This window comes from Cytobacillus sp. Bac17 (genome assembly GCF_024519925.1).
In the GTDB taxonomy this organism is placed as follows: domain Bacteria; phylum Bacillota; class Bacilli; order Bacillales; family Cytobacillaceae; genus Cytobacillus; species Cytobacillus pseudoceanisediminis.
The window spans coordinates 13,524-37,906 of record NZ_JALJRC010000022.1; the positions used below are offsets into that span (position 1 = coordinate 13,524).

General features: G+C 44.4%; 26 protein-coding genes. 4 read left to right on the forward strand and 22 right to left on the reverse strand.

The window, feature by feature from the left end; genetic code table 11:
- Window positions 1-254 precede the first annotated feature (254 nt).
- From NR125_RS21000 to cshA, 4 genes are all read right to left on the reverse strand, one after another.
- On the reverse strand, window positions 255-1,724 hold the full coding sequence (locus NR125_RS21000; RefSeq protein ID WP_306219880.1) for a PH domain-containing protein: 1,470 nt from the start codon (window positions 1,722-1,724) through the stop codon (window positions 255-257).
- Entirely contained in the window at window positions 1,711-2,190 is a 480-nt protein-coding gene (locus tag NR125_RS21005) for a PH domain-containing protein (protein WP_019381244.1), read from the reverse strand. The genes NR125_RS21000 and NR125_RS21005 overlap by 14 nt, the downstream gene beginning before the upstream one ends.
- Window positions 2,191-2,363: 173 nt before the next feature.
- A complete protein-coding gene (gene uvsE, locus NR125_RS21010) occupies window positions 2,364-3,326 on the reverse strand; it encodes a UV DNA damage repair endonuclease UvsE (RefSeq protein ID WP_256816090.1) in 963 nt (320 codons plus the stop codon).
- Window positions 3,327-3,467: 141 nt separating this feature from the next.
- On the reverse strand, window positions 3,468-4,946 hold the full coding sequence (cshA, locus tag NR125_RS21015) for a degradosome RNA helicase CshA (RefSeq protein ID WP_256816091.1): 1,479 nt from the start codon (window positions 4,944-4,946) through the stop codon (window positions 3,468-3,470).
- A 333-nt stretch (window positions 4,947-5,279) separates the two neighbouring features.
- On the opposite strand from cshA, the gene NR125_RS21020 reads away from it, so the two are divergent.
- Window positions 5,280-5,444: a hypothetical protein gene (locus NR125_RS21020; protein ID WP_256816092.1), complete on the forward strand. Its 165-nt coding sequence runs from the start codon at window positions 5,280-5,282 to the stop codon at window positions 5,442-5,444.
- A gap of 8 nt (window positions 5,445-5,452) precedes the next feature.
- Here NR125_RS21020 and NR125_RS21025 read toward each other — a convergent pair whose 3' ends face one another.
- From NR125_RS21025 to NR125_RS21035, 3 genes are all read right to left on the reverse strand, one after another.
- A complete protein-coding gene (locus NR125_RS21025; RefSeq protein ID WP_009336321.1) occupies window positions 5,453-6,148 on the reverse strand; it encodes an alpha/beta hydrolase in 696 nt (231 codons plus the stop codon).
- 284 nt (window positions 6,149-6,432) lie between these two features.
- Window positions 6,433-7,806 (reverse strand): UDP-N-acetylmuramoyl-tripeptide--D-alanyl-D-alanine ligase, encoded by a 1,374-nt coding sequence (locus NR125_RS21030; protein ID WP_256816093.1) that lies wholly within the window; start codon window positions 7,804-7,806, stop codon window positions 6,433-6,435.
- A 105-nt stretch (window positions 7,807-7,911) separates the two neighbouring features.
- Window positions 7,912-8,988, reverse strand: coding sequence for a D-alanine--D-alanine ligase (locus tag NR125_RS21035; RefSeq protein WP_256816094.1), 1,077 nt, complete (start codon window positions 8,986-8,988; stop codon window positions 7,912-7,914).
- Between the two features lie 474 nt (window positions 8,989-9,462).
- Here NR125_RS21035 and NR125_RS21040 point away from each other — a divergent pair, with 474 nt between their 5' ends.
- Window positions 9,463-10,653, forward strand: coding sequence for a dicarboxylate/amino acid:cation symporter (locus NR125_RS21040; RefSeq protein ID WP_251157258.1), 1,191 nt, complete (start codon window positions 9,463-9,465; stop codon window positions 10,651-10,653).
- Window positions 10,654-10,839: 186 nt separating this feature from the next.
- Here NR125_RS21040 and NR125_RS21045 read toward each other — a convergent pair whose 3' ends face one another.
- The 3 genes from NR125_RS21045 to NR125_RS21055 form a co-directional block, all read right to left on the reverse strand.
- A complete protein-coding gene (locus tag NR125_RS21045; RefSeq protein ID WP_009336325.1) occupies window positions 10,840-11,259 on the reverse strand; it encodes a universal stress protein in 420 nt (139 codons plus the stop codon).
- A 75-nt stretch (window positions 11,260-11,334) separates the two neighbouring features.
- Window positions 11,335-12,801 carry a SulP family inorganic anion transporter gene (locus NR125_RS21050; protein WP_256816095.1) on the reverse strand — a complete coding sequence of 489 codons (1,467 nt, stop codon included), beginning with the start codon at window positions 12,799-12,801 and terminating at the stop codon, window positions 11,335-11,337.
- 225 nt (window positions 12,802-13,026) lie between these two features.
- Entirely contained in the window at window positions 13,027-13,410 is a 384-nt protein-coding gene (locus tag NR125_RS21055; RefSeq protein WP_019381237.1) for a VOC family protein, read from the reverse strand.
- Between the two features lie 140 nt (window positions 13,411-13,550).
- Between NR125_RS21055 and NR125_RS21060 the strand changes: the two genes are divergently transcribed.
- Window positions 13,551-14,012 carry an 8-oxo-dGTP diphosphatase gene (locus NR125_RS21060; RefSeq protein WP_175502116.1) on the forward strand — a complete coding sequence of 154 codons (462 nt, stop codon included), beginning with the start codon at window positions 13,551-13,553 and terminating at the stop codon, window positions 14,010-14,012.
- 16 nt (window positions 14,013-14,028) lie between these two features.
- On the forward strand, window positions 14,029-14,589 hold the full coding sequence (locus NR125_RS21065; protein WP_071155120.1) for a GNAT family N-acetyltransferase: 561 nt from the start codon (window positions 14,029-14,031) through the stop codon (window positions 14,587-14,589).
- A 25-nt stretch (window positions 14,590-14,614) separates the two neighbouring features.
- Here NR125_RS21065 and NR125_RS21070 read toward each other — a convergent pair whose 3' ends face one another.
- The 12 genes from NR125_RS21070 to NR125_RS21125 are packed head-to-tail and all read right to left on the reverse strand — an operon-like array spanning window position 14,615 to window position 24,334.
- A complete protein-coding gene (locus NR125_RS21070; protein ID WP_009336330.1) occupies window positions 14,615-15,235 on the reverse strand; it encodes a histidine phosphatase family protein in 621 nt (206 codons plus the stop codon).
- A complete protein-coding gene (locus NR125_RS21075) occupies window positions 15,232-15,951 on the reverse strand; it encodes an ATP-binding protein (protein ID WP_217027376.1) in 720 nt (239 codons plus the stop codon). The genes NR125_RS21070 and NR125_RS21075 overlap by 4 nt, the downstream gene beginning before the upstream one ends.
- Entirely contained in the window at window positions 15,948-16,442 is a 495-nt protein-coding gene (locus NR125_RS21080) for an ECF transporter S component (protein ID WP_256816096.1), read from the reverse strand. Before NR125_RS21080 ends, NR125_RS21075 begins: the two co-directional genes overlap by 4 nt.
- A complete protein-coding gene (locus NR125_RS21085) occupies window positions 16,439-17,026 on the reverse strand; it encodes a cob(I)yrinic acid a,c-diamide adenosyltransferase (protein ID WP_009336333.1) in 588 nt (195 codons plus the stop codon). The genes NR125_RS21080 and NR125_RS21085 overlap by 4 nt, the downstream gene beginning before the upstream one ends.
- 15 nt (window positions 17,027-17,041) lie before the next feature.
- Window positions 17,042-17,467 carry a bifunctional adenosylcobinamide kinase/adenosylcobinamide-phosphate guanylyltransferase gene (locus tag NR125_RS21090; protein ID WP_009336334.1) on the reverse strand — a complete coding sequence of 142 codons (426 nt, stop codon included), beginning with the start codon at window positions 17,465-17,467 and terminating at the stop codon, window positions 17,042-17,044.
- Complete coding sequence (locus tag NR125_RS21095; protein ID WP_009336335.1) at window positions 17,419-18,036, reverse strand: histidine phosphatase family protein; 618 nt, start codon at window positions 18,034-18,036, stop codon at window positions 17,419-17,421. The genes NR125_RS21090 and NR125_RS21095 overlap by 49 nt, the downstream gene beginning before the upstream one ends.
- Entirely contained in the window at window positions 17,994-18,785 is a 792-nt protein-coding gene (cobS, locus tag NR125_RS21100) for an adenosylcobinamide-GDP ribazoletransferase (RefSeq protein WP_009336336.1), read from the reverse strand. Before cobS ends, NR125_RS21095 begins: the two co-directional genes overlap by 43 nt.
- Window positions 18,772-20,295, reverse strand: coding sequence for a cobyric acid synthase (locus tag NR125_RS21105; RefSeq protein ID WP_256816097.1), 1,524 nt, complete (start codon window positions 20,293-20,295; stop codon window positions 18,772-18,774). The genes cobS and NR125_RS21105 overlap by 14 nt, the downstream gene beginning before the upstream one ends.
- Window positions 20,292-20,867, reverse strand: a complete 576-nt coding sequence (locus tag NR125_RS21110; RefSeq protein ID WP_256816098.1) for a bifunctional adenosylcobinamide kinase/adenosylcobinamide-phosphate guanylyltransferase — start codon at window positions 20,865-20,867, stop codon at window positions 20,292-20,294. Before NR125_RS21110 ends, NR125_RS21105 begins: the two co-directional genes overlap by 4 nt.
- A complete protein-coding gene (cobD, locus tag NR125_RS21115; protein WP_256816099.1) occupies window positions 20,849-21,925 on the reverse strand; it encodes a threonine-phosphate decarboxylase CobD in 1,077 nt (358 codons plus the stop codon). Before cobD ends, NR125_RS21110 begins: the two co-directional genes overlap by 19 nt.
- Window positions 21,900-22,865, reverse strand: coding sequence for an adenosylcobinamide-phosphate synthase CbiB (cbiB, locus tag NR125_RS21120; protein WP_009336340.1), 966 nt, complete (start codon window positions 22,863-22,865; stop codon window positions 21,900-21,902). Before cbiB ends, cobD begins: the two co-directional genes overlap by 26 nt.
- Complete coding sequence (locus NR125_RS21125) at window positions 22,862-24,334, reverse strand: adenosylcobinamide amidohydrolase (RefSeq protein ID WP_256816100.1); 1,473 nt, start codon at window positions 24,332-24,334, stop codon at window positions 22,862-22,864. The genes cbiB and NR125_RS21125 overlap by 4 nt, the downstream gene beginning before the upstream one ends.
- Window positions 24,335-24,383 lie beyond the last annotated feature (49 nt).

Genomic DNA, 24,383 nt, shown 5'->3' on the forward strand with positions numbered 1-24,383 from the left:
TGAACTCCGTCTAAAAACCGCCACGTCCTGGCATACGCTGAAGCCAGCACATCCTGTGCAAGTCCGGCAGGCATAAGACGAATTATGCAGGAAACCTTCCAAAGCAAGCTTTGGCCGGGCGATACATCTCTGCCGAAGCGTTCCTGATTTCTGTTGGCTTATGACCCGAGGGGCTAGGAGCTGGATGCAGACAGCCTTTCCACAGAGTTTCACACTGATCCATTTTATAGTTTCCTATACAACAAAAAAAGCGCTCATAGGCGCTTTTCCTTTTTCAAATAACTTCTGTTTAATCCAGTATAAGAATACCACTTATAAATAGCATACACTTCTCCACGGTCAAGATCAGGAACCGTTCCGCCTGTCCCCCCAATCCCTGACATGGCCACAGCTTCTATGGTAGCCAGACTGCGCCTTTTCTGAAAATAACTTTCGCTCATGGTGAGGGACTGTATTCGATTTCTTTTCATAAAGACAGTCGTCCTTATAATCCCGCGATATCTGAGAGCAAGCTGCTGAGAACTGATATCCCAGCCTGCATCCCTGTATTTGAGATACGACCATCCCAAAGAAAGGATCAGCAGCACTAAAGAAAAGTATCCCCATGGCCTGAAAAAGAGGAGCGGCACAGCCACAAAAGGCAGTGCCCACAGAAACCCTCTCCATAAATAGCGGTTAAGCGCCCTTTTTGGAGATTTAAAAAATCCGGGCTGCAGTTCATAGTGGGACAAGTGGGGCTTTAATAAACCGGCAATCCGTGTTTTTTTCACAATCGGCAGGATCATAAGGCGCGCGCTTTCATTGTCCTCAATGGAACCTCCTGCACTTTCAATATAGACAGTCGCCAGGCCAAGTGGCTGCCTAAGCAGATTTTCCCTGATCTGAATTGCCTGAATGCGATTCAGCGGAATCGTCATCTGCCTCTTTTCCAGCAGACCTCTTGTGACAATCAACTCCTTATCAGTCTTTATTAAAGTAAAATCGGCATATTTTAGCATACCGCCAATAAGAGCAATAAGCCATGCAATAAAAAAGACGATGAAGACCAGGATACTCACAAATACAATTCCGTTGGCAATAAATCCTTCGAGGCCGGCAAACACCTTTTCATACGGAAGGATCTCTTCAAATTGAAAAACAAAGGCAAAGACAGCCGAAATAACGACACCTGCCCCACCTGAAGTTGATGCCAGAAGGAGCAGCTCGCCAGGAGAAATTTTATAAATCACTTCCCGGTTCTGTAAAGCTGTTTCCATTTCGGAAGGATTCTTTTTAGCAGCTGAAAATGCCTGCTGAATGAATTCTGCATCTTTTTTAGAAATAGCCGTCAATACCGCTTCTGCCTCACCAGCTCCGCTTGAACCGGCTGTCTCCACTTTCATCTTTACAAGGCCAAATGGCCTTTGCAGCAAACCTTCCGATAAGTCTAGACTTTGAATTCTTTCAAGCGGAATATATCTCTTCTTCCTTATCAGAACACCATACTCGATTCGAAGCTCGCCTTCTTCCAGTCTATAAGTATATCTCCACCAGGTAAGGATCCCTATCATAAAAACCGCAATTATGACCCCTAAAGACAGGACAAGCTGAACAATTTCACCATTTCCTCCTCTGCTTCCAAAGACGACAAAAACAAGAAAGGGCACCAGCATTTCCTTTAGGTGTTTCAGGAAATTGGCTACCGCTGATATTGGGTGCAGCCGTTTCGGATTAGACATCATCATCTGCAGCCCTTGCCAGCAAGGAAATGAAAAAGCGCAATTCCTCCGCTTCATCCACATCCAAGGCCGGTATTTCATGAACAGTTGCAGCCGTCGAGATGGTGACAGTAGCAAGACGATATTTACGCAATATCGGCCCTTGCTTGGTATCCACATGCTGCACCCGAATCATGGGAACAAGGGTCCTTTTAATCACAAATATCCCATGTTTGAGTTCTATTTCATTTTCCCGGACCTCATACCTCCATCTTTTCCACCTTAAGGAGGGGAAAATCATAATGACTAGGTAAGCATAAGCTGAATAAAACATTAAGGAAGCCCCAATAACCCAAATAGGCCACTTAAACAGGAAAGCAGCAGCAATTGCTCCCCCTGATAACACAAAAGGAAAAACAGAGTGGATTGTGCCGGAGATTCTCCATGCAAGCAGCCCCCTTGCCGGTATCCTTTTATGCGGCTCTGTAATCATGCAGTACCCCCCGCAATTCCATAAAATTAATAGTCATTCAAAAACGCCCAGAGTCAGTTCCTCGCTAAGAACCTCATCAGCACATGTTCTTTGGATCAGCTCTTTCACTTCTATAAGTATACATGACAGAAAAAAGAAGTGTCTCCCTTTTATGAAAAAAGTGGGGGTACTACTTATATTTCAAAGCTGGATGAATCAATAAAAGTCAGATCGGGGTTCGTTCTTAAATCTTCAGAAAGCTTAAATAGTGCGCTATCCTTCATTTTCGCTTCGATCATGCAATGAATCTCAGGCACTGACCCCTTAATGTTCTGAAGAAACTCCATGAACATATCAGCATTAATATAATCGGCATGCGCTCTGAAATCTTTGTCTGATTTCGGACTGGAAATATGCATTTTCACAGGCAATTCTGAATGATCCCATGTCGCTGCGACCCTTTCCCATTGCTCCGTCCAGTTATCATTCTCAAAATTGGCAAGGTGATGGTGGTAATCAAATACAAGCGGAATCCCAAGCTTTTCACAAAGATAAAGCGTATCATCAAGGGTAAAGGTGGTATCGTCATTCTCGAGGATAATCATTTGCTGGATTCCTGAAGGTGTAAAGCCCCAATTATGGATAAATTGTTCGAGAGCCTTCTCTTTATCATCATATCCTCCGCCCACATGCAGAACACAGCGGTGAGCTGGATTCAGCCTCATGCCTTTCAGCAGGGCTTCATGCATTGCCAGTGTTTTAATGGACATATTCAATGTATCAACTTTCGGTGTATTAAGGAGCACAAAATGGTCTGGATGAAAATCCACCCGCATAGGGTGTCCATCCAGAAAGTGACCAATTTTGGATAGAGCTTCTTTAAGAGAGTGCATATACTTCCAATCAGAAAGTTCCTCATGATTGGCAAGAGGAATCAGCCGGGAGCTAAAGCGAAAAAAATGGATATCATGGGCCACATTGTGCTTTAGCAGCCTTAGGCAGTTTTCGAGATTTGATACGGCAATCCGCTCCAGTCTTGCTATAGCCGCCTCGCGGTCTTTAATGGCCGAGAATTGCTTAAACGTCATCGTTTGCGATGGTGACGCGTTTTTCAGATTCATACTCATCGCGACATACCCAAGGCGTACAATCGTCATGTCGATTCCTCCCGCATTGTTTTTCCCTTAGTATGTACGTCTGCCGCTGAGAAATTGCAGATGGACGGCCCTTATAATAGTGGGAGCAAATTAAAAAGAAAAGGAGAGCAGAATCTCTGCTCTCCTTTTTAAAGTAACCGTTTAACGATAGCTGCTGCTGCTATTTGAACGGTTATTGTGGCTTTGACGTTTTCCAGTGTGGCCTTGACGGGATTTATATGATCCTTTCTGGCCTCCTTGTCTGCCTTTTCCGTTATAGCCTCCGCGGCTGCGGTCATTCGGCTTTCTGTCGCGCTTAGATGGAAGCGGCTTTTCCTCTGTTAATTTAACAGGAGTTGTATCCGGTTCTTTTGTCAGCATCTTCAGCACGGCTTGAACCACTGTTGAAGCATCCTTTTGTGCAAGGAGCTCATCAGCTGCTTCTTTATAGCTCCCAAGATTGTTTTCCTCAATGGTTTGCATGATTTTTTCCATGACTGCTTTTTGCTGGCCTTCAAGGGCCTCATCCAGTGTTGGAGCATCCATGCGTTCCATTTTCCTCTTGGTTGTACGTTCTACGACATGCAGATACGATTTTTCGCGCGGATTAATGAATGTCATCGCAACACCTGTTTTTCCAGCACGTCCTGTACGGCCGATGCGGTGAACATAGCTTTCAGGATCCTGAGGAATATCAAAATTGTATACATGTGTGACACCGGAAATATCCAAGCCTCGCGCAGCAACATCTGTTGCAACGAGGACGTCAATGCTTCCCTCTTTGAACTTGCGAAGAACAGAAATCCTTTTAGCCTGGCTTAAGTCACCGTGGATTCCTTCAGCCATGTATCCGCGAAGATTCAAGGCTTCAGCCAGTTCATCGACACGGCGCTTTGTACGTCCGAATACGATTGCCAATTCCGGTGATTGAATATCCAGAAGTCTTGTCAGCACATCAAATTTATTCTTTTCATGCACTTCAATATAGTATTGTTCAATAGATGATACAGTCATTTCCTTTGCTTTTACGCGGACAATTTGGGGTTCCTTCATGAAGCGTTCTGCCATTCTGCGGATTGGCGCAGGCATTGTAGCAGAGAAAAGCAGGGTCTGGCGCTCTTCCGGAATTTGGGCAAGGATTGCTTCAATATCATCAATGAATCCCATGTTAAGCATTTCATCCGCTTCATCAAGAATGGCTGTATGGACATGGTCAAGACGCATTGTTTTGCGGTTTATGTGGTCCAAAATACGTCCTGGCGTTCCAACAATGATATGCGGTTTGTTCTTCAAGGCGCGGATTTGGCGATTAATATCCTGCCCTCCATAAATGGATAGGACTTTCGTTCTTTTGCCGTAGCCGATTTTATACAGTTCTTCCGATACCTGAATTGCCAGCTCGCGAGTCGGAGCAATCACAATTCCCTGAATGAAATCCTTCGTGTTGTCGATTTTATCAATCATCGGGATTCCGAATGCAGCAGTTTTTCCTGTTCCTGTCTGCGCCTGCCCGATCAGGTCTTTATTCTCTAAACTTAACGGAATGGTCTGGGCCTGAATTGGAGTGGCTTCTTCAAATCCCATTCGCTTCAGTGATTTCATTGTCGCCGGGCTGATGCCCAAGTCTTGAAACTTTGTCAATGTATTCATTCTCCTTCTAATCATAGAAAAATTTTGTCCCTGCAAACCTGCAGGCAGGAATTCTCCTGAAAATTGGCCTATGAGTCACTCTTCCGGACGATTATAAGAAAAGTTAGGGCACCCCGTAAGGAGCCTTTTAACCGGCAGTACCCGGTCTCTAGATGCTTTAACTTCTTATTTTTATAAAAAGTGCGGTTATGTTTCGTTAAGAAGAGTCCCACTCACTATGAAACCCGCTTGAGGAAAGGATGAGGGTAAATTCTATCCAAATTGTTCACGGACAATCAGGTCTCTAAAGATGAGTTCTAACAACGAGAAAGCACTCATCTATTTATGGCCATACTGAAGTATGACGTTCTCCGCAATACCTCTGTATTTAATGAAAAAAGACATTCTCCTGCTGGAGCATGTCCGGGTTCTCAAAAGAAGTTCCTGTTGGCACTTTGGTGTTTATATTACCATTTTCAAGTAAGCATTGCAAACTTGAAGGCTGGCTGAAAACCTTATCATTCCGGCTTTTTTTGAAGAAAACCAAGGATCTCCTGAAAGAGGCGTTCCCCTTCTCCGCAATGGCAGATAAGATGTTTGGAGTCCTTTATAAAAATTAATTTTTTGGCCGATGAACTTATATTATTGTATAAATATCTGGCACTTCGCGGAGGCACCACTCCATCACTTTCACCTTGCGCAATCAATGTCGGCACAGTGATCTGATTTAAGATAGGTTTGATAGAGGCCACAAGCCTGCGGAATTGAAGAGTTGCCGTAATCGGTGTCGCACTTATTTTCCGCTTATATCTGACGAACATCTCATTGTCGGCCAGGTTTCCCTTGAAGGCATCCCTTGCCATCTCTTTAATATCGAAGAAAAGCTGTTTTGGATTTACGTAATAAGCAGCTGCACTGAGCAGAACCAGCTTATCCACAGGGTAATGCACTGTTAAGTAGCTGGCGATCAGGCCGCCCATCGAAAAGCCGATTACATACACTTTCTCACAGCGGCTTATCAGCCTTTTCAGCTCTTCCTCTGCATGCTCAATCCATTTGTTATAGGCAATTCCTTTCAGCTTAAGTTCATCGCCATGACCCGGCAATGTCGGCACGGAAATCTCCCAGTCTGTATGTTCTTTCAAATACTCTGCCAAAGGTTCTACTTCAAATGGAGCTCCTGTAAAACCATGTATGCACATGCAGCCAATCATCCTCGAGTCACCGCCATTTTTTTATAATCTAAGTCAATTCTATTTTACACTTTTTCCTTTTTGCCATACTAATCAAACCTGTTAGAAGATAAAAATTATAACAAAGGAACTATATAAAAATAATTTAAACCCCTGTTTCACGTGAAACAGGGGTTTATTTCCTATAATAACAGATATATACAATAACAGAATTAACAAGGTATGAGAATTACATGTTATTTTCCAGCTGTTTTAGTCTTACCATTCTATCTGTTAAAGTGTTGTTGTTATTTTTTTCTTAGCAATTATTGAAGGGCAGAGACAACTTCTTCCAGTTTCATGCCCCGGGATGCCTTAACCAGTATAATCGTTTCCGGATCCACATGTTTCTTCAGCTCTTCGATCAGCGGCTGTTTGTCAGTAAAGGCGGCCACCCGTTCGTGAGGAAGTACCTCCTTCGCTCCCTTGGCGATATATTCGGCAAGCTTGCCGAAAGTAAATACATAATCAACCTTTTCAGGATCCACAGATTTTCCTGTGGAGTAATGGAAATCCTCCTCCTGCGGACCAAGCTCCAGCATATCGCCCAGAACAAGAATTTTCTTTTTATACCCTGGCAGGTTGGCAATCAGTTCAATCGCCGCATTCATGGATGTTGGACTCGCATTATAAGCATCATTGATGATTTTTTCTCCACTTTGGCCCTCGAGAAGTTCCATCCTCATATTCGTCAGCTTTAAGCTTGCGAAGCCTTCGTTCATCTTTTCGTACGGAACGCCAAAATGAGCTGCTGCAATCATGGCTGCCAGGGCATTTAGAACATTATGGGTGCCTAACACAGGCAGATAAAACTTCCCGCTGGACACATTAATCCCAAACGTGCTGCCGCTGTCATTCTGCTTGATATCCATCGGGTACACATCATTTTTCCCGGTTCTTCCAAAAGTTCTTAAAGTTGCCGAACCATTGTAGGATTTCAGTTTTTCATCCAAGAGAGGCTCGTCGCCGTAATAAATAACCAGGCCATTTTCCTGGAGTCCATTTACGATCTCAAGCTTAGCTTCTGCAATCCCTTCTCTGGAACCTAAATCCTGAAGGTGGGATTCGCCTATATTCGTAATAATCACAGCGTCCGGGCGGGCAAGCTTCGTAAGGAAATCGATTTCTCCCCTGCCGCTCATCCCCATTTCCAGCACCGCGATTTCCGTATCTTCCTCAAGAGCCAGAATGGTTAAGGGCAAACCGATATGATTGTTATAGTTACCTTCGGTTTTTTGAACTTTATATTGCAGGGAAAGAAGGTTTGCGGTCATATCCTTGGTGGTTGTTTTGCCGTTGCTTCCTGTAATGCCTGCGACTTTTATCTTTAATTCATCACGATAGCTTCTAGCCAATTCCTGAAGAGCCGTTAGTGTATCTTCGACGATCAGGATTGGAAGATGAAGAGGGGGATTGGGAACATCCTTTTGCCAAAATGCTGCGGCTGCCCCTTTTTCGATGGCATCTTCTACAAATCGGTGGCCGTCTGAATTTTCCCCTTTGAATGGGACGAACAAATTACCCCGCCCGATTTTTCTGGAGTCAATGCTGACGCCCTGTATGGATGTATTATGAAAAGATGAAACATCATTCTCGATCTTTATCATTTGTTCAATTTCCTGAAGTGTTTTCTTTATCATATGGCGCCTCCTGTTTCGGCATTATGAAAGGCTCATATTGCCAGTTATGTATGAACAAAAGGAACACGACAGATATGCCGTGTTTCCTTCAACAATTATATCTTTTTACATTGTGTGTTTAATGCTTTGTTTCTCAGCATGGCGTTCGATGGCCAGATTAACAAGCCTTTCGATCAGCTGAGGGTATTCTACTCCCGTATGCTTCCACAGAAGCGGGAACATGCTGAAAGGTGTAAAGCCTGGCATTGTATTGATTTCATTAATGTATAGCTTACCCTCTCTTGTTAAAAAGAAATCAGCTCTGACCAGACCTGAGCAGTCAAGGGCTTTAAATGCTTTAATGGCCATGTCTCTCAGTTCACTGTACTCAATTTCTGAGATTTCAGCAGGAATGATTAATGCTGTGTCCCCATCTTCATATTTGGCTTTATAGTCATAGAATTCAACTTTCGGGACAATCTCACCGGCAACAGAACATTCCGGATAATCATTGCCCAATACGCCAGCTTCAATTTCTCTGGCTGTAACGCCTTCTTCGATGATAATTTTACGGTCAAATTGGAAAGCTTCTTTGAATGCTTCCTCAAGCTCTGAACGGTTCATGCACTTACTGATTCCTACACTCGAACCCAGGTTGGCCGGTTTTACAAAACACGGGTACCCGAGTTCCCTTTCCACCTGGTCATAGGCTGCCTCCGTCTCATTTTCCCACTCACTGCGGATAAACCAGACATACTTCACCTGCGGCAGACCAGCCTGTGCAAAGATATTCTTCATAATGACTTTATCCATCCCTGCAGATGAAGCCAATACTCCATTTCCCACATATGGCAGGTTAAGCAGCTCAAGCAAACCTTGAACCGTGCCGTCTTCCCCGTTTGGACCATGAAGCAGCGGGAAGATTACATCAAATGGACCTTTATCCTGGGCACCCTGGAAAAGAGTAGGTGCCAAAGCTGTTGGAGGTAGTGCTTCCCCCTGGGAAAATTCCAGCTCCTTCACACTGGAAACAGGCCCTTGCAATTGAGGGCCCTTTACCCATTGACCTTCTTCAGATATATAAATAGGATGAATTTCAAATTTCGCCAAATCCAATGCTTTAATCACAGCCATTGCAGTCTGCATCGATACTTTATGCTCTGCAGATTTTCCGCCGTACAAAAGGCCAACCTTCGTTTTCATAAAAGAACCTCCAATATTCGATCATGGACTAACCGGCTTCTCATGCCGCTTTATTCCTTCATTTTTTTTCCTTAGCTGATTTATATGTTCATTCAAGCTACTCTTTATTGTAACACTTTCACATTTAAGAAAGGGAGTGATTACATGTTCAATTCCACAGGAATTTTTTTCTCCACATACGCCCATATTCCTATATGTATGAAATGGCCCTGAAAAAGGAAACTTTTCTTATCTGAAACCAGTAAAATAATTTCCTTTTCTGGCATTAAATTAAACTCCCTTTTTCCTATTATTATCTTAAGAAAACGTTCAACCGCCTACTATAGAGCAATTAACGAGAAAAACCCTTAATCCTTGGTAAATAATCAGACTTATTTTATTATTATAACAAAACCTTTATCTATTAACTTTTAACGTAAAACAGGATATAATCCTCCTAACAAAAACAACTGTATTTTTTAGGAGGACATAAAAATGAAGTTCGGTTTGCTTCCCAGAATAATTGCAGCCATTGCACTGGGTATTTTATTAGGTTCTTTTTCTCCTGAATGGCTTATTCAGCTATTTGCTACTTTTAATGGATTGTTCGGAAACTTTCTTGGTTTTGCGATTCCATTAATTATTATCGGATTTATCGCGCCAGGTATCGGGAGCATGGGAAAAGGCGCAGGGAAACTGCTGGGGATTACAACTGGTTTTGCCTATGCTTCTACGATCACTGCTGGTTTAGTCGCCTATTTTTCTGCGACGGTGTTATATCCTGTTCTTTTAAAAAACCAAAGCTTCAAAGAGTTTGAGAATCCTGAGGATGCTTTGCTTTCACCCTTTTTCCAGGTGGACATGCCTCCTGTAATGGGGGTCATGACGGCACTGCTGATTTCATTCACTCTAGGCCTCGGATTGGCTGCGATCAAAGGAAACACTCTGCAAAATGCTATGAATGATTTCCGTGATATTATTGAAAAACTGATTGAAAAAGTCATCATTCCATTGCTTCCTGTCCATATTTTTGGGATTTTCGCCAATATGACGCAGGGCGGACAGGTTGGCGCCATTATTTCTGTATTTGCCAAAGTCTTTGTCATGATTATTGCTCTTCATCTTTTATTTTTACTGCTTCAATACTCAGCGGCCGGCAGTCTTATGAAAGCCAATCCGCTTAGACTCATGAAAAATATGATGCCTGCCTACTTTACGGCACTTGGTACTCAATCATCCGCATCCACCATTCCTGTTACACTTAAGCAGGTTAAAAAGCTTGGTGCACGTGAAAAAGTCGCGGATTTCTCTGTTCCATTACTGGCAACGATTCATCTCTCCGGAAGCACGATCACCATTGTGAGCTGTGCGATCGCCGTGATGATGCTGCAGGGTCAAACGGCATCATTTGCAGAAATCCTGCCTTTCATTTTAATGCTTGGCATCACAATGATTGCAGCTCCCGGTGTCCCAGGAGGGGCTGTCATGGCCGCATTGGGTCTGCTTGAAAGCATGCTCGGATTCAATGAGACCATGCTTGCGCTTATGATCGCCCTATACCTTGCCCAGGACAGCTTTGGAACTGCATGTAATGTAACAGGTGATGGTGCTCTGACGTTGCTGTCTGATAAGGTAAGCGGCAAAGATAAGAAACTTCAGCCTCAATCTGCTGTGAAAGCCGGCTAATTGAAAAAAGATGTCCCTGCGGGGACATCTTTTTTGTGCAGTTTTTATGAATTGCAGCACTAAGTAAGCCGGCATATCGGTCACTTAGTCTAGTTTAGCAGCCTATTATATTTTATCGGTATATCGTTCACTTGGCGCAGCATCCGCTTTACATTACCAGGAAAGTGAAAAGTATATATCCGAACTTTACTTAACAATCAAAACAGGCGCTTTCACACGTTTGGCTATTTTATGGCTAACACTTCCGAGCACCATTTCCTGAAGAGTATTCAGACCCCGGCTGCCAACTACTGCAACATCAAAATCCATTTTGTTGGAAAATTCCACAATGGCTGGTCCAGGCTCTCCCTGCAGGATTTTTATTTCATATGAAATGCCCTTTTCTTTTAATAAGTTTTCTATTGGCTCTAAGCGTTTTTTTCTCACCTGGTCCACTATACTCTTATCAAAATGATGAAGGATATCTTCTTTTGAGGTCTGGCCATCAACAGCATAGACTACGGTAATTTCAGAATCAGGATTCTGTTCGGCCAGTTGAATGGCTTTAGCGGCTGCACGAATCGAATGATCGGATCCATCTGCAGCAATCAGTATTTTTTTAAACACAGAGCCTCACCCCTTACCTATTCTTATAAAAAAAATACCACAGTCGAAGCTGACTGTGGTATTCATTCCAGTTTTTTAATGGCCGGAAAATTTCGCACCAGGTTTGCGGTGAACGGCCAAACGCTCAATCAAGTTCGAGCTTGGCGCGTTTAATCCTGATAGGCGTACCAGCACACCGTTGTCACGAAGCTTTATTACAATCTTATCTATGGCAGCGACACCTGAGTCATCCCATACATGCGCCTGTGTAAAATCAATTTCAACTTCTTTTAATTCTTCATTAAAGTCGAATGCTGCTACAAGTTCATATACAGAAGCAAAGAAAACCTGGCCTGTTACAGCGTATATTTTCTTATCTCCTTCAATTCGTGATGCAACATGCACTTTCGAAATTTTAGCAACAAAGAAGATCGCACTTAGGATGATCCCCGCGAAAACTCCTTTGGATAAGTCATGAGTGAAAACAGTTGTAACAGTCGTTGTAACCATAACAATCGAATCTGTGACAGGCGTCTTAGCAAGTCCCTTAATGGATGACCAATCAAAAGTACCGATCGAAACCATGATCATAACACCGACTAATGCAGCCATCGGTATTTGAACGACAATATTCCCCAAAACTAAAATCAGAAACATAAGGAATGTGCCGGCTACCAAAGCGGACAGTCTGCCTCTTCCGCCAGATTTCACATTTATGACTGATTGTCCAATCATGGCACAGCCTGCCATTCCGCCGAATAGACCTGCCACGATATTCGCAATTCCCTGTCCGCGGCTTTCCATATTCTTATTACTGGCTGTATCGGTCATGTCATCAACTATGGATGCAGTCAGCAAGGATTCAAGCAAGCCTACGATCGCAAGGGCAATAGAGTATGGGAAAATAATCTTCAGAGTCTCAAGGTTAAATGGAACATCCGGTATAAAGAATGCCGGAAGGGCTGATGTGATAGTTCCCATGTCGCCAACTGTGCGCACATCACTCTTTGTCATGATGGCAATGATAGTAATAACAATAATAGCCACCAGAGGAGATGGCACTGCTTTAGTAAATCTCGGGAAAATATAAATAATCGCCAATGCACCGGCAACCATCGCATACATTACCCATGTAGCATCTACAAACTGTTCAAGCTGCGCCATGAAAATCAATATAGCCAGTGCGTTAACAAACCCAATCATAACCGCACGCGGAATGAATTTCATAAAGCGGGCCAGCTTAAGCACACCAAATAAGATCTGAAGAATTCCCGTCAAAATGGTCGCAGCAAATAAATACTGCAGTCCGTGATCGGCTACTAATGTAACCATTAATAACGCCATCGCACCAGTTGCAGCAGAAATCATTCCAGGCCTTCCGCCAACTATTGAAATGGTTACAGCAATACAGAAAGAAGCATACAATCCAACCATTGGATCGACACCAGCAATAATCGAGAATGCAATCGCTTCTGGAATTAGTGCCAATGCCACTACGATTCCAGCAAGAATGTCTCCCTTAACATTGCCAAACCATTGTTCTTTTTTTGATAAAACTTTCAAATAGACACCTCTTTATTAATAGATTTATAGTAATGACTTTGAACTCTCATCAAAGTCGAGCCGACAAAAACATATAGAATCATAACACATTTACTTATATTTACAAACCTTTATGTAAGCGCTAAAAACACTTAAAATCTATGTTTTTCTTTTGAAACCAACAGATTCCTATGCATATAAAAAATAATTTCCAACAAAAAAATGACCCTGGAGCAGAGTCAGTTATTATCCTATAGGCGAACAAATCTCAATATAATGTCCATCCGGATCTTGCACATATGCCACTTTCTGGCCCCAAGGCTTTTCAACAGGCTCGAGCAGGACAGGGACTCCGGCGGCCTTTAGCTTTTCAACTGCCGCTTCTACCTCTTCTGTGACAAAGCCCAGCTCAAATGTCTGCTCCTTTCTTAATCCATCCGGTATCGGAAGCCCGGTGACTTCCCGTCCTCCTTCTCTCGTATTAAAAGAAAGAATGGTGCTGCCTGTATCATACTCGATGTAAGTTCCAAATTCATTCCTAAGCTTCAGACCCAGCAATTCACCATAAAAATGCTTCGTTCTTTCCAGGCTTTCCGCATATAGAATGACATACCCCATCTTCAATTCCATTTATGGTCACCTCTTCAAATTTTCTAGTCATGATATGATTTCAATAAAGGAGGTATTTTCTCCTTTTAAAAGAATGTATAAACTTTGGAATCATTATTAATAGAGGTGCAGCTCTGAACTGGAAAGAAATCGAACATCAGATGTACACGATGTGCATGGTTGCAGACGGAGATCAGATCCTCCTCATAAAACGCCCGGATTATAAAGGCTTCCCTGGCTATCTCGCACCAGGCGGAAAAGTAGAGTTTCCCGAGAGCATTACGGACGCAGCAAAACGCGAAGTGCTTGAGGAGACCGGGCTGCACGTCAAAAATATTATTTTTAAAGGCTGGGATGAGTACGTAAACCCCCAGATGAATGTCCGCTACATGGTATTTAATTATCTGGCAGACTCCTTTGAAGGAAGACTTCTTGCGGATCCTCCTGAAGGAGAATTGCAGTGGGTTTCGAGACAAGATGCAAGGGACCTTCCCATGCAGGATTGGTTCAAGAGAAAGCTGCCGCTTTTTTTCAAAGAAGGGACTTTTGAGATCCATTCAGTTTGGGATGAAGAGCACAACACAGAAGGAACAAGCAAGACAAGGGTTTTTACTAAGATTTAATGGAGGGGTACCCGCTATGATCGAAGATACAGCCCTAAAGGTGAAGATTCGTCCCATACAGGAAGAGGATTTGCCTATTTTATGGGACTATATTTACGGAACAGACAACCCTGAGTGGAAAAGATGGGATGCTCCCTATTTTCCTCTTGAGCATAAAGACTTTGAAACATATAAACAGGAATTCCTCCAAAAGGCAGAAGAATATCTGCCTAGCAGCATGGTAATTGCAGCGTCGGAAAAAGTAATCGGCATTGTGGGATACTACTGGGAGCATCGAGATTCTAATTGGCTTGAAGCAGGAATTGTAATTCACAACCCCGAGCATTGGAATGGGGGTTATGGAACAGAGGCTCTTACTCTGTGGGTGGACTTTCTATTTTCCTCTCTTCCGCTTGCCCGGGTAGGTATTACCACCTGGTCAGGCAACAAAAGAATGATGAAAGCCGCTGAAAAGATCGGCATGCAGCTTGAAGGTAGAATGCGGAAATGCCGGATTGTTAATGGGAAGTATTATGATAGCATCCGGATGGGCATTCTGAGGGAAGAATGGGAAGAAAAGGTCATCAATAAAAAATAGGCTCGTTCTTTAACGAGCCTAAACCTTATTCGCAGTGAGCCATGCATCCTTCTAAGAGGAATTCCTTTTTATCCTGATCGATCTGCAGGATGGTCAGGCTGGTTCCATGAATGAAGGGCGGATCCCAAATGCGTTCGACAGCAGCATTGCGGCAAAGCATATACAGAGCTTTGACAGCAACTGCATGGGTAATAATCAGCACACTGCCTTCTGATGAGGTCTTTTGCAAGTCTTCCAGAAAGGAAGCAACGCGGTTTGCCACATCATAAAAGCTTTCTCCTCCTGCACTTTCATAGGACTCCGGCCGGTTCCAATAGGCATCGAACGCAGCCGGATAAAGATCCCTTATTTCACTTTCCACTCTTCCCTGCCAATCACCAAGATCTATTTCCATAAGCCTTTCATCTGTTTCGACCGGAATCTGCCTTGTTCCTCTTACAAGCTGTGCTGTATGTAAAGTCCGTTTGCTCGGTGAAGATATCATACGCTTAAATTCTATATCCTTTATTCTTTCTCCAAGCAGCTTCGCATCACGTCTGCCTTTCTCCGTTAAATCAGAGTCCAGGCGACCCTGCATTCTTTTCGCTTTGTTCCATTCCGTTTCACCATGCCGGATGATATATAAAGTCAGCATCCCTCTTTTCATGCCTTTCTTTTCAGTATATGAAAATAACTTCCTGCCAATTTCCTGATTTCTTCCGATTTATCTTCGGAAAAAACGGCTATAAAACAAGTGGATGGGCCTGCTGATTTTTCCAAGTCCACTTCTGATTCAAGGTCCTTAACCTCAAACTCTCTATTGGAGAACATCCCGTTCAGCTCGTTCAGAATGCCTTTTGAACCTACTGGAAGCGTCTCAGTATCTTTAATGGAGTTAATGATTTTAAAAAGCTCCAGGGGTGCTGCCTCCGCCTCTCTCTCAATCAGCTCCTGGCCAACCAAAGGTGAACCAATAACCGCTATCCTTGTATCATCTGTATAAATTAGGGTCTCAGCAGGAAGCGCTCCCTGCCTTTTGCCAAGTACAGATAAACCTATCGCAGATTGAAGCAGGTTAAAATTGCTTTCTGTACTGCCGGTGATTTGCAGCTCCTTTAGACCCAATTCATCAGCCCCCTTCTTAATGCCCCGTATAAGCTGATCCCAGGCATCATTTCCGCAGAAATTCTGAAGGGCAGCAGCAAATGGCTGAGCACCTGCTGACAAACATTCCATGACAGCGACACGGAAGGAATAATACGAAACAGTCTCGTAAGGAACCTGGACAGCATCCTGTTCTTTCTCGCCGATTGCTCCGCTGTTATCACTGGCTACCACAATCATTTCTTCAGAATTAAAAGGAAGGCTTAAGACATCCCTCACTGCTCAGCACCCGCTTTGGAAAGTGCCGGGCCCACAAGCTTGACAAGTCTCGGAATCGCTATATAAGCAATAACAGCATTTATCACAGAGCCTATAAAAAGAGAAGGCACAATTGCCAGGTAAAAGGCCTGGCCCATTAAAAAGGTAAATGGAAGCGGGGCTGCAAAGGCATTGCCTAACACAAAAAGAATTCCCCCCAGCCAGTGCCGGCCTCTCTGATATAAAGAACTGAAAATAAAGGCTAACAGTGCCATTTCAACAGCAATCAGGAGATGAAGCGGCCCTAAAGGCATGCCGCCCAATAACGCCGACAGCAAATGTCCGATGGCAGCAACGGCCGCACCGCCATAGCCTCCAAGCAGCACGGCTGCAAGCAAAGCAGGAAATGCATCCAGTGCCACGCTTCCGATAATGGCCGGAACTTTAATCGCTGCGCCGACTGCTGTAAGTGCAACAAGCATTGCTGCCATGCCCAATCGCATGCTTTTCATTCTTTATCCTCCTTGCGCTTTCCTTCACGGAATACATTAGCACTGCGCACATACTCCACATCTTTCTGGTTAAGACGGAAATTAACCACTCTTGCCAGGGCAAAGAAGTAATCAGATAAACGATTCAGGAATTTCAGTGCCACTGCAGAGGTTTCCGGATCCGCTTTTTTTAGTGAAACCACAAGCCGCTCCGCTCTCCGGGTTACTGTCCTGGCAATATGAATGGATGCAGATGCAGGTGCTCCCCCAGGCAGAATAAACCTTTCAAGCTTTGGCGCTTCCTCAATCAATTGATCAATCTTAGTCTCCAAATAGTCTACAGATTCCTTCGTCAATTTCAGCTCCCGCTTTTTCGAAACATTTGCAAGGTCACCGCCACAGTCAAAAAGCTCATGCTGAATCTTCTCCAGATCCTCCAGGACATCCTGAAAAATGGACGGATCCAGCTGTGTCATAGCTTGCCCTACAAAACAGTTGACTTCATCCACTGTTCCGTATGCTTCAACCCTTACATCATCCTTTTCTACCCTGCCTCCGATAATGCTTGTTTTTCCCTCATCACCAGTTCGTGTATAAAGTTTCATCAGCAATTCCCCATTTCATTTTATATTTTGACTGATGCCATACCAAATCAAATCAACTCTATCTGCAGCGGCAGCGGCATCCTGAAAGGCCCAACCTGACGCATCCCGCCACTTTCGGTCAGCTGCTTCCATTGGAACAATGCCTTTTGAAATATCAGATCCGATTAAAACGATCTTTCGATTGACAGCTGTTTTTTCCCACGCCTGCCATTTTGCCAGCATCTCCTGCCACTTGTCCCGAATCTCTTCAAACTCCAGCGCTTGGGACCATTCCTTAATCATCAGCTCGATTCCCTCATAGACGATTAGGTTTTGATCCAAATCGCCGGTCATCTCACCATGATAAGCTGAAAACCATTTATGAGGAGTATCATCCAATTGATATAATCTCTTTACCCATCGGGATTTCCCGTTAAAGGCGCCTCCTGTAATGAAGTGCATCTCTCTCCCCTCCTAAACTCTTCCCGTGTCCACCTTAGCTCATAGCCTCTTCCAAACGGAACTTGCCATTCCCAGAATTCTTTTTTCTCCGGTGCATACTTTCCAAGAAGGTATCTTATGACTCCGCCGTGTGTAATAACAGCAGCATCGCGCATATCCTTCCGGAGCAATTGATCGGTTAAATTTTGCCACCCTTTATCAACTCTTGCTGTAAATGCTGAAAAGGATTCCCCTCCGGGCACCACCCCTGAGAAAGGATCTTCCAGCCATTTTTGATAAGCCGGGGTATCTTTCAGCTCTTGATACGTCCGGCCATCCCACTCACCAAAATGCATTTCTCTCCATTCGGGACATGGTTCAATAGAATGATCCGGGAAAAGAATAGCTGCCGTCTTCATGCATCTGCCTAAATCACTTGCAAATATTCTTCTATAGTCTTGAGGCGCCGCGGCAAGCTTATCCCTATGTTCCGGACACAAAGGGGAATCTGTCCAGCCCAGATAAGCATGGGACTTATTGGCTTCTGTCAGCCCATGACGAAGTAATGCAACAGCCACAGTATCATCCATAAAAACACCTCCGTCCCTTCCACACTGGCCCCAAGTACATCCCCTGTCATTCCGCCAAACCAGGCAATGACTTTCCTTGATAAAAATGCGAATAACAATATTGAAAAAAGAACCATGATAAGAAACCCAACAATGGCCGGGTAACCTGCCAGCCCGGCAGCTGCCGCGGCGGCCAGAAGGAAGATAGGGTAAATAGATAAGGTGGTTTTCGAAGCAGCCTGCTGAAATAATGAGCCCAGCCCCTCTGTTTTGGCTGCCTTAACTTTTATCAGCAATACCCCCATTACCATCTTGCTTAAAAATGGAATCACTGCGATTAAAAAAAAGGAATATAGATTTGATAAAAGTACAATTTCATAGATAAATAGAAAACGGGTACCCAGCAATACGATGATGGACAGCACACCGAACGCCCCCACCCGGGGATCACTCATGATTTCCAGCCGCCTCTTCTGATCGCGATAGGAGAAGAACGCATCGCTCGCATCCATCCACCCATCAAGATGAATCCCGCCGGTCAGCAAAATGCCGGCCAGCCAGACGGCAAAAGCCGCAGCCAAGAGTGAAAAAGGAGTCCATTCAAGAAAAGCATAGAGAATAAATGCGTATATGCTCCCCTGAATGAGGCCGGCTATGGGGAAGGTTCTGATTGCCTTCTCCAAATGAGGCTTATCCATCGGCAGAGACATTGGAATGGGAATGCTTGTGAAAAATTGAAGGTTGATCAATAATCCTTTAAGCCATTTCATTCTGTTTTCTCCAGCTAAAGACGATTTCCTTCAATTTTCCCCAATCAAGATGCTGAATCATATTTTCCGCCAGTTCGTTGTATTTCCTATCCTTCAGGGCTTTTATTCGGACAGGCTCCTTACTTGGAATGCCTTTTTGTTTGCGCAGGGAATTAAGCCACTCACCCCTCCACTCATCATTATGGAAGATGTGGTGCATATACGTCCCTACCAGACGGCCTTCATTTCCATAGAATCCATCTTCTTCGCCATTTTGAAGCAGAAGAAGGCGATTGCCATCAAAGTCTTCTTCAAGAACTGTTTCACCTAAATGGATTTCATATCCATCCAAGATTTCCTTTACGGGAAGGTTCGTGCTTGAATGCAAACTGCCCTTCACCTGCACCGTCTTCTTGCGTTCATGAAAAATGGTATCTGCCGGTATCAAATTCAAGCCTTTTTCCTTTTCATTAGGGTTCCCGGTATCAGAACCTGCCATATCGATTAATCTCCTGCCGAGCATCTGGTATCCTCCACAAATGCCGGCAATAGAACCTCCATCGGCAGCATAGCGCACAATCCAGTCCGCCAGACCTTTTTCCTTGAAATAGCGCAAATCGCGAATCGTGCTCTTTGTGCCGGGAATGATCACCGCATCAGGTGAGCCAGCTTCCGATAGATGCCTTACCCATCTAATGTTCACGTCATCTTCATAGTAAAACGGATCAATGTCACTGAAGTTTGAAATAAATGGCGGCCGAAGCACTGCAATGTCCAGAATGCCTCCTCCAGCCCTTGGAACAGCAGCCTGAATGGATAGGGAATCCTCTGCATCGATCATATGGTCATCCAAATAAGGAAGAACCCCGAGGACAGGAATGCCCGTCCTTTCCTCGATCCAGCGGATGCCATCCTCAAACAGCGTGATATCTCCGCGGAATTTATTAATGATAATGCCCGCAACCCGCTGTCTTTCCTGTTTGGTGAAAAGCTCCAGGGTTCCGACAATGCTGGCAAAAACACCGCCCCGGTTAATATCGGCAACCAGGATGACAGGCACATCCGCTATTTCGGCTACTTTCATATTAACAAGCTCTTTATCTTTTAAATTAATTTCAACAGGGCTGCCAGCCCCCTCTATCACAAGCAGTTCGTATTGAGCATTAAGCAGACTCAGTGCCTCTCTGATGGTCTCCAGTCCCTTTTCATAAAAGGATTCCCGATAGCTTCTTCCTGATAGGGAATTGACTGCTTTTCCAAGGAGAATGACCTCCGCATTCTGTGCGGATTGAGGCTTAAGGAGAATAGGATTCATCCAGACAGCAGCTTCAGTTCTTGCCGCTTCAGCCTGAATGCCCTGTGCCCTGCCGATTTCATTTCCATCCTTTGTCACGTATGAATTATTGGACATATTCTGGGATTTAAAAGGAGCCGTACGGAAACCTTCATTGGAGAATGCCCGGCAAAGAGCCGTAGCAATCAGGCTTTTCCCGGCATCGGATGAAGTTCCCTGAATCATTATCCCTTTCATTCCGGTTCTCCTTTCATTTGTATGGGGATGCCAGCTTCAACAAGATAGGCTTCATCAGCCATATTTACTAAATTCCTGTGAAGCGTCCCAAGTATTTTTGAATATGTAATCACCAGTTCATTTTTGCCAATTGGCTCATTCAAGACTTCGTTGCTGACAACGATCAAGGCCCTGCATTTTTTGCGGATTTCTGTGATGGCCCTGAGAATATCAGATGATAGACTTTCCTGGAATTCTCTGTTCCGCCAAACATCTTCCGCTCTAAAAAGTTCATTATTCAAGAGAGTGGTCAAGCAATCGAAAAGAATAATGTCCTGATTGTTAAAGTTTCCCGAGATCTCTTCAAGTGCGGAAGGCTTCTCCCAGGTTGTCCAGCTCAAACCGCTCTTTTCTCGGTCATCCTGGTGCCTCTGAATCCGTACCTTCATCTCGGAATCGTACGCTTTTCCTGCAGCAATATACTGAAGCTTTCCTTCCGTCATTATTGCCAGCCCGGCAGCAGTCCTCTCTGCAAAGGAGCTTTTTCCGCTCCGCACTCCACCGGAGATAAAAATCAGCGATCCTTCCGCCATTGCCGCATCGCCTCCATCAGCACATCGTTGTCCTTCGGCCCTTTAATCGCAAAGCGCAGCCATCTCCCTTCCAGACCTGGGAAATTCATTGTGTGCCTCGGGATAATTCCTTTCTCAAGCAAAAATCGAAAAAGAGGCAGCTGCACATCAAGTCTCGGATCTCTCAACAAATAGAAATTAACTGAAGAAGGAGAAACCTCAAAATCCAATTGCTGATAAAATTGAACCAGCCTATCTCTCTCCTGCCGGATTAAATTCTTTGTCAGCCTGACATGCTCTTTGCTGTCCAGACACCATTCCCCTGCTTTTAAAGCGAGGGCATTTACACTCCAGTGCGGCTTTAGAGAAGCTGCTTCTTCAATTAACCTCTCACTTGCCAGCATGTATCCAAGGCGCAGGCCCGGTATCGAAAACATCTTTGTCATGGAGCGCAGCACCACAACATTCGAATCCTTTTCTATGAAAGGAACGATTGATTGATAGTCGCAGGCAAAGTCATAAAAAGCTTCATCCATAATAAGCAGGCAGCTATGGGTATGACACTTCTCAATTAATTCCTTTACAATGGAAGATGGGTAAAAAATACCTGTCGGGTTATTTGGGTTGCAGAAGAAAACAACATCAGCGGCTTTCAGCCTTTCAGATAGCGCTTCCATATTGAGATCCCAGTCGCCAGGCTCCAGCTGATGATAGGAGACTGTACAATGATTAACCTGGCAGGCCTCTTCATATTCCGAAAAGGCCGGCTGAATAATCAGCACCCTTTTTCCGGCTATCATCCGGCCAATCAGGGTGATTAGCTCGGCGCCTCCATTTCCCACCAGAATCTGTGTTTCTTTTATTCCCTCTGCAGCCGCCAATTTGCTTTTTAATAGAGAAGATTGGGGATCCGGATAATCGCTAATAAATTGGAATAGACTGCCCCATCCTTCTTTTAACTCGCGGGGAGGACCAAGTGGATTGATATTGGCACTGAAATCAATTCGCTCCTCAGGCATTGGCTTATCAATTGCTTCATATAAATATTGCGGGTTAGATCCATGTGAAGGCCAAATCAAGGAACACCCCTCCTGTCCATAATAAAAGCAAGAATAAGAAAACCGTCTTGTTCATGATCGAAATGCTTTTTATGATATGTTCTTTTTCAAGCAGCACCATTGGCTTTCCCATCGTGGCTCGGTTAGAAATTACACCCTTATAAAAATTGATTCCTCCCAGTTGAACCCCCAGGAGGGCTGCAACAGCTGCTTCGCCCCAGCCGCTATTTGGGCTCGGGTGCTTTGGTGCATCTCTTAAAAGGATCCCCCATGCTTCCTCATATGGAGAATGCTCCGGCTTTTGTGTGAGCATGATGCAAACCGATGTCAGCCGGCTCGGGATCCAGTTTGCGATATCATCCACTTTGGCAGATGCCCACCCAAAATCTATATACCTTTCATTTCTATGGCCAACCATGGAATCGCAAGTATTAATGGCCCTGTAGATAAGGGCCATTGGAGCACCGCCAATCATGGCCCAAAATAATGGAGCTGTAATGCCATCACTGGTGTTTTCAGCCACTGTCTCCACGGCAGCCCTGACAATGCCTGGTTCATCCAATCGATCTGTATCCCTGCCGACAATGTATGAAAGCTTTAATCTTGCTTCTTCCATATCTCCTTCTGCCAGAGGCTCATAGACCTCCAGTGCTGCATCTTTTAAACTCTTTTGCGCAATGGCTGTAAAGATAAGAATGCCCTCTGCCAGAATGCCGGCAACCGGGTGAATTTCATAGAAAAGCTCTATGATTAAATAAGTTATACCTCCTGCTGCCAGCAGGACTATAAATAGCATGATGATCCCTTTTAATTTTCTATAGCGGCCTTTATTAAGAACTTGTTCAAGTTTATGTATCAGGGCACCCATCCATCTGACCGGATGCGGCCAGTTTGGCGGGTCTCCTATCAGCTTATCTATTATGCAGGCAAAGGTTAGAGCGATCAGGTGATTTAAAATCATCCCTTTATCCTTCTTTGCGATTTTTTTATTGCCTCAACAGTACATTCGTAGACACCTTTTCCGATTATTTTGCCAAGAGGTGTAATGGTGCCCGCATACTCCAGGTATTCTCCCTGCTGCGTGGCCGCAATCATAATACTGTCTGTCGATGTTCCGGTCGCTATCGTCCCTGTGACTGCATCCTTTACCTTCTGATCATATAAGGCTCTTGTCTTTGCCTCGGTTGCAGTCATAATGCATTGAATAAAGGCTTCCTCTGTCAGATTGCCATTAACGAAAACCCATGTATTGATTGTACCCGGAGTCAGATGATAAGAATGGGCTTCACTTTTCGAGGCATCAACAGCATTGCCGACACCTGCTGTCACGACCACATACACAGAAAAGGTTCCATCTTCATAAAATTTACTGCTATGATCTTTAACATATACAGCGGTCATCATCCCCACGGTTTCCCCGGGTTCTAAGCCGATCTCCCGGACAAAATCCGCCATCTCCGCTCTATGATCACTGCAATCATAATTCTTGCTCACATGCCGGTTTAGAAATATGCGATTCCAGCCGGTTCCCGATCCTGTTACACCTGATGACATGGTTTTCAGCGGAAATGGGGAGCGAAGGACAAGTAAGTCTTCCTTTACCTCAAGATAGGATCGATCAATTCGGTTCACTGATTGGCTTTCTGCCTGAGAGCGTTTGGGCACCAAAACCATCTGAGGGGCCGGGACTCTTGGATGCGGCAGCTTCTCAATCTTCGTCCTATAGACCTCACGTATTCTGCCTTCTTTTAAAACCTCATTGGGAACGTGGTTAATATTGACTTCACCATTCTCAAGCAGCAGAAGGCGGTCACAGTACAGGCCGGCCAAATTCAAATCATGAAAAATGGAAATGACCGTCAGCCCGCAGTCTTTTGACCATACAGAAAGGAGATCAAGCAATTCTTTTTGATAGGACAAGTCCAGATGGTTAGTCGGTTCATCCAGCAATAATATTTCCGGCTCCTGGGCAAGGGCCTGGGCTAAAAACACCCTTTGTCTTTCGCCGCCGGATAATTGCTGAATATCATAATCCTGAAAATGGGAAATGCCTGTCTGCTCCATGACTCGATTGACCGCTTCTTCATCTTTGCCCGACCAGCTCTGGAACCACCCCTTTTGATGGGCATATCTGCCGAGGGAAACAGTTTCCTTTACCGTATAGGAAAAAGCCTGAGAGGAGTGCTGAGGCAGAACAGCAATAATTTTTGCAAGCTCTTTCGGTGTATACTGTGAAAGGTTCTTTCCTTTGATCAATATATCTCCTGACTTATGAGGCAGAATGCCGCTCAGCATCTTCAGTATCGTGGTTTTCCCGCTTCCGTTCGGACCCAGTATTCCGAAGAGCTCCCCTTTCTCCACTTCAAAGCTGATATTTTTCACAACCGGTGCACCGGCATATCCGCCAGTAACTTGCTGAACGCTTAGCATGATTAACCACTTCTTTCTGAACTAAGATATGCCTTCGGAACAGGCAAAA

Bases quoted from the DNA above. Each gene is read 5' to 3' on its own strand.
- NR125_RS21105 (WP_256816097.1), bottom strand. From the start codon at position 20,295: ATGAAAGGGATAATGATTCAGGGAACTTCATCCGATGCCGGGAAAAGC.
- NR125_RS21125 (WP_256816100.1), bottom strand. From the start codon at position 24,334: ATGCTAAGCGTTCAGCAAGTTACTGGCGGATATGCCGGTGCACCGGTT.
- NR125_RS21090 (WP_009336334.1), bottom strand. From the start codon at position 17,467: ATGCACTTCATTACAGGAGGCGCCTTTAACGGGAAATCCCGATGGGTA.
- NR125_RS21035 (WP_256816094.1), bottom strand. From the start codon at position 8,988: ATGAAAACGAAGGTTGGCCTTTTGTACGGCGGAAAATCTGCAGAGCAT.
- cobS (WP_009336336.1), bottom strand. From the start codon at position 18,785: ATGAAATGGCTTAAAGGATTATTGATCAACCTTCAATTTTTCACAAGC.
- NR125_RS21055 (WP_019381237.1), bottom strand. From the start codon at position 13,410: ATGGAATTGAAGATGGGGTATGTCATTCTATATGCGGAAAGCCTGGAA.
- uvsE (WP_256816090.1), bottom strand. From the start codon at position 3,326: ATGACGATTGTACGCCTTGGGTATGTCGCGATGAGTATGAATCTGAAA.
- NR125_RS21110 (WP_256816098.1), bottom strand. From the start codon at position 20,867: ATGGCGGAAGGATCGCTGATTTTTATCTCCGGTGGAGTGCGGAGCGGA.
- NR125_RS21065 (WP_071155120.1), top strand. From the start codon at position 14,029: ATGATCGAAGATACAGCCCTAAAGGTGAAGATTCGTCCCATACAGGAA.
- cbiB (WP_009336340.1), bottom strand. From the start codon at position 22,865: ATGATTTTAAATCACCTGATCGCTCTAACCTTTGCCTGCATAATAGAT.
- NR125_RS21005 (WP_019381244.1), bottom strand. From the start codon at position 2,190: ATGATTACAGAGCCGCATAAAAGGATACCGGCAAGGGGGCTGCTTGCA.
- NR125_RS21025 (WP_009336321.1), bottom strand. From the start codon at position 6,148: ATGATTGGCTGCATGTGCATACATGGTTTTACAGGAGCTCCATTTGAA.
- NR125_RS21020 (WP_256816092.1), top strand. From the start codon at position 5,280: ATGGCCATACTGAAGTATGACGTTCTCCGCAATACCTCTGTATTTAAT.
- NR125_RS21070 (WP_009336330.1), bottom strand. From the start codon at position 15,235: ATGAAAAGAGGGATGCTGACTTTATATATCATCCGGCATGGTGAAACG.
- NR125_RS21080 (WP_256816096.1), bottom strand. From the start codon at position 16,442: ATGAAAAGCATGCGATTGGGCATGGCAGCAATGCTTGTTGCACTTACA.
- NR125_RS21030 (WP_256816093.1), bottom strand. From the start codon at position 7,806: ATGATAAAGAAAACACTTCAGGAAATTGAACAAATGATAAAGATCGAG.
- NR125_RS21085 (WP_009336333.1), bottom strand. From the start codon at position 17,026: ATGAAACTTTATACACGAACTGGTGATGAGGGAAAAACAAGCATTATC.
- NR125_RS21040 (WP_251157258.1), top strand. From the start codon at position 9,463: ATGAAGTTCGGTTTGCTTCCCAGAATAATTGCAGCCATTGCACTGGGT.
- NR125_RS21060 (WP_175502116.1), top strand. From the start codon at position 13,551: ATGTACACGATGTGCATGGTTGCAGACGGAGATCAGATCCTCCTCATA.
- NR125_RS21095 (WP_009336335.1), bottom strand. From the start codon at position 18,036: ATGGATGATACTGTGGCTGTTGCATTACTTCGTCATGGGCTGACAGAA.
- NR125_RS21000 (WP_306219880.1), bottom strand. From the start codon at position 1,724: ATGATGATGTCTAATCCGAAACGGCTGCACCCAATATCAGCGGTAGCC.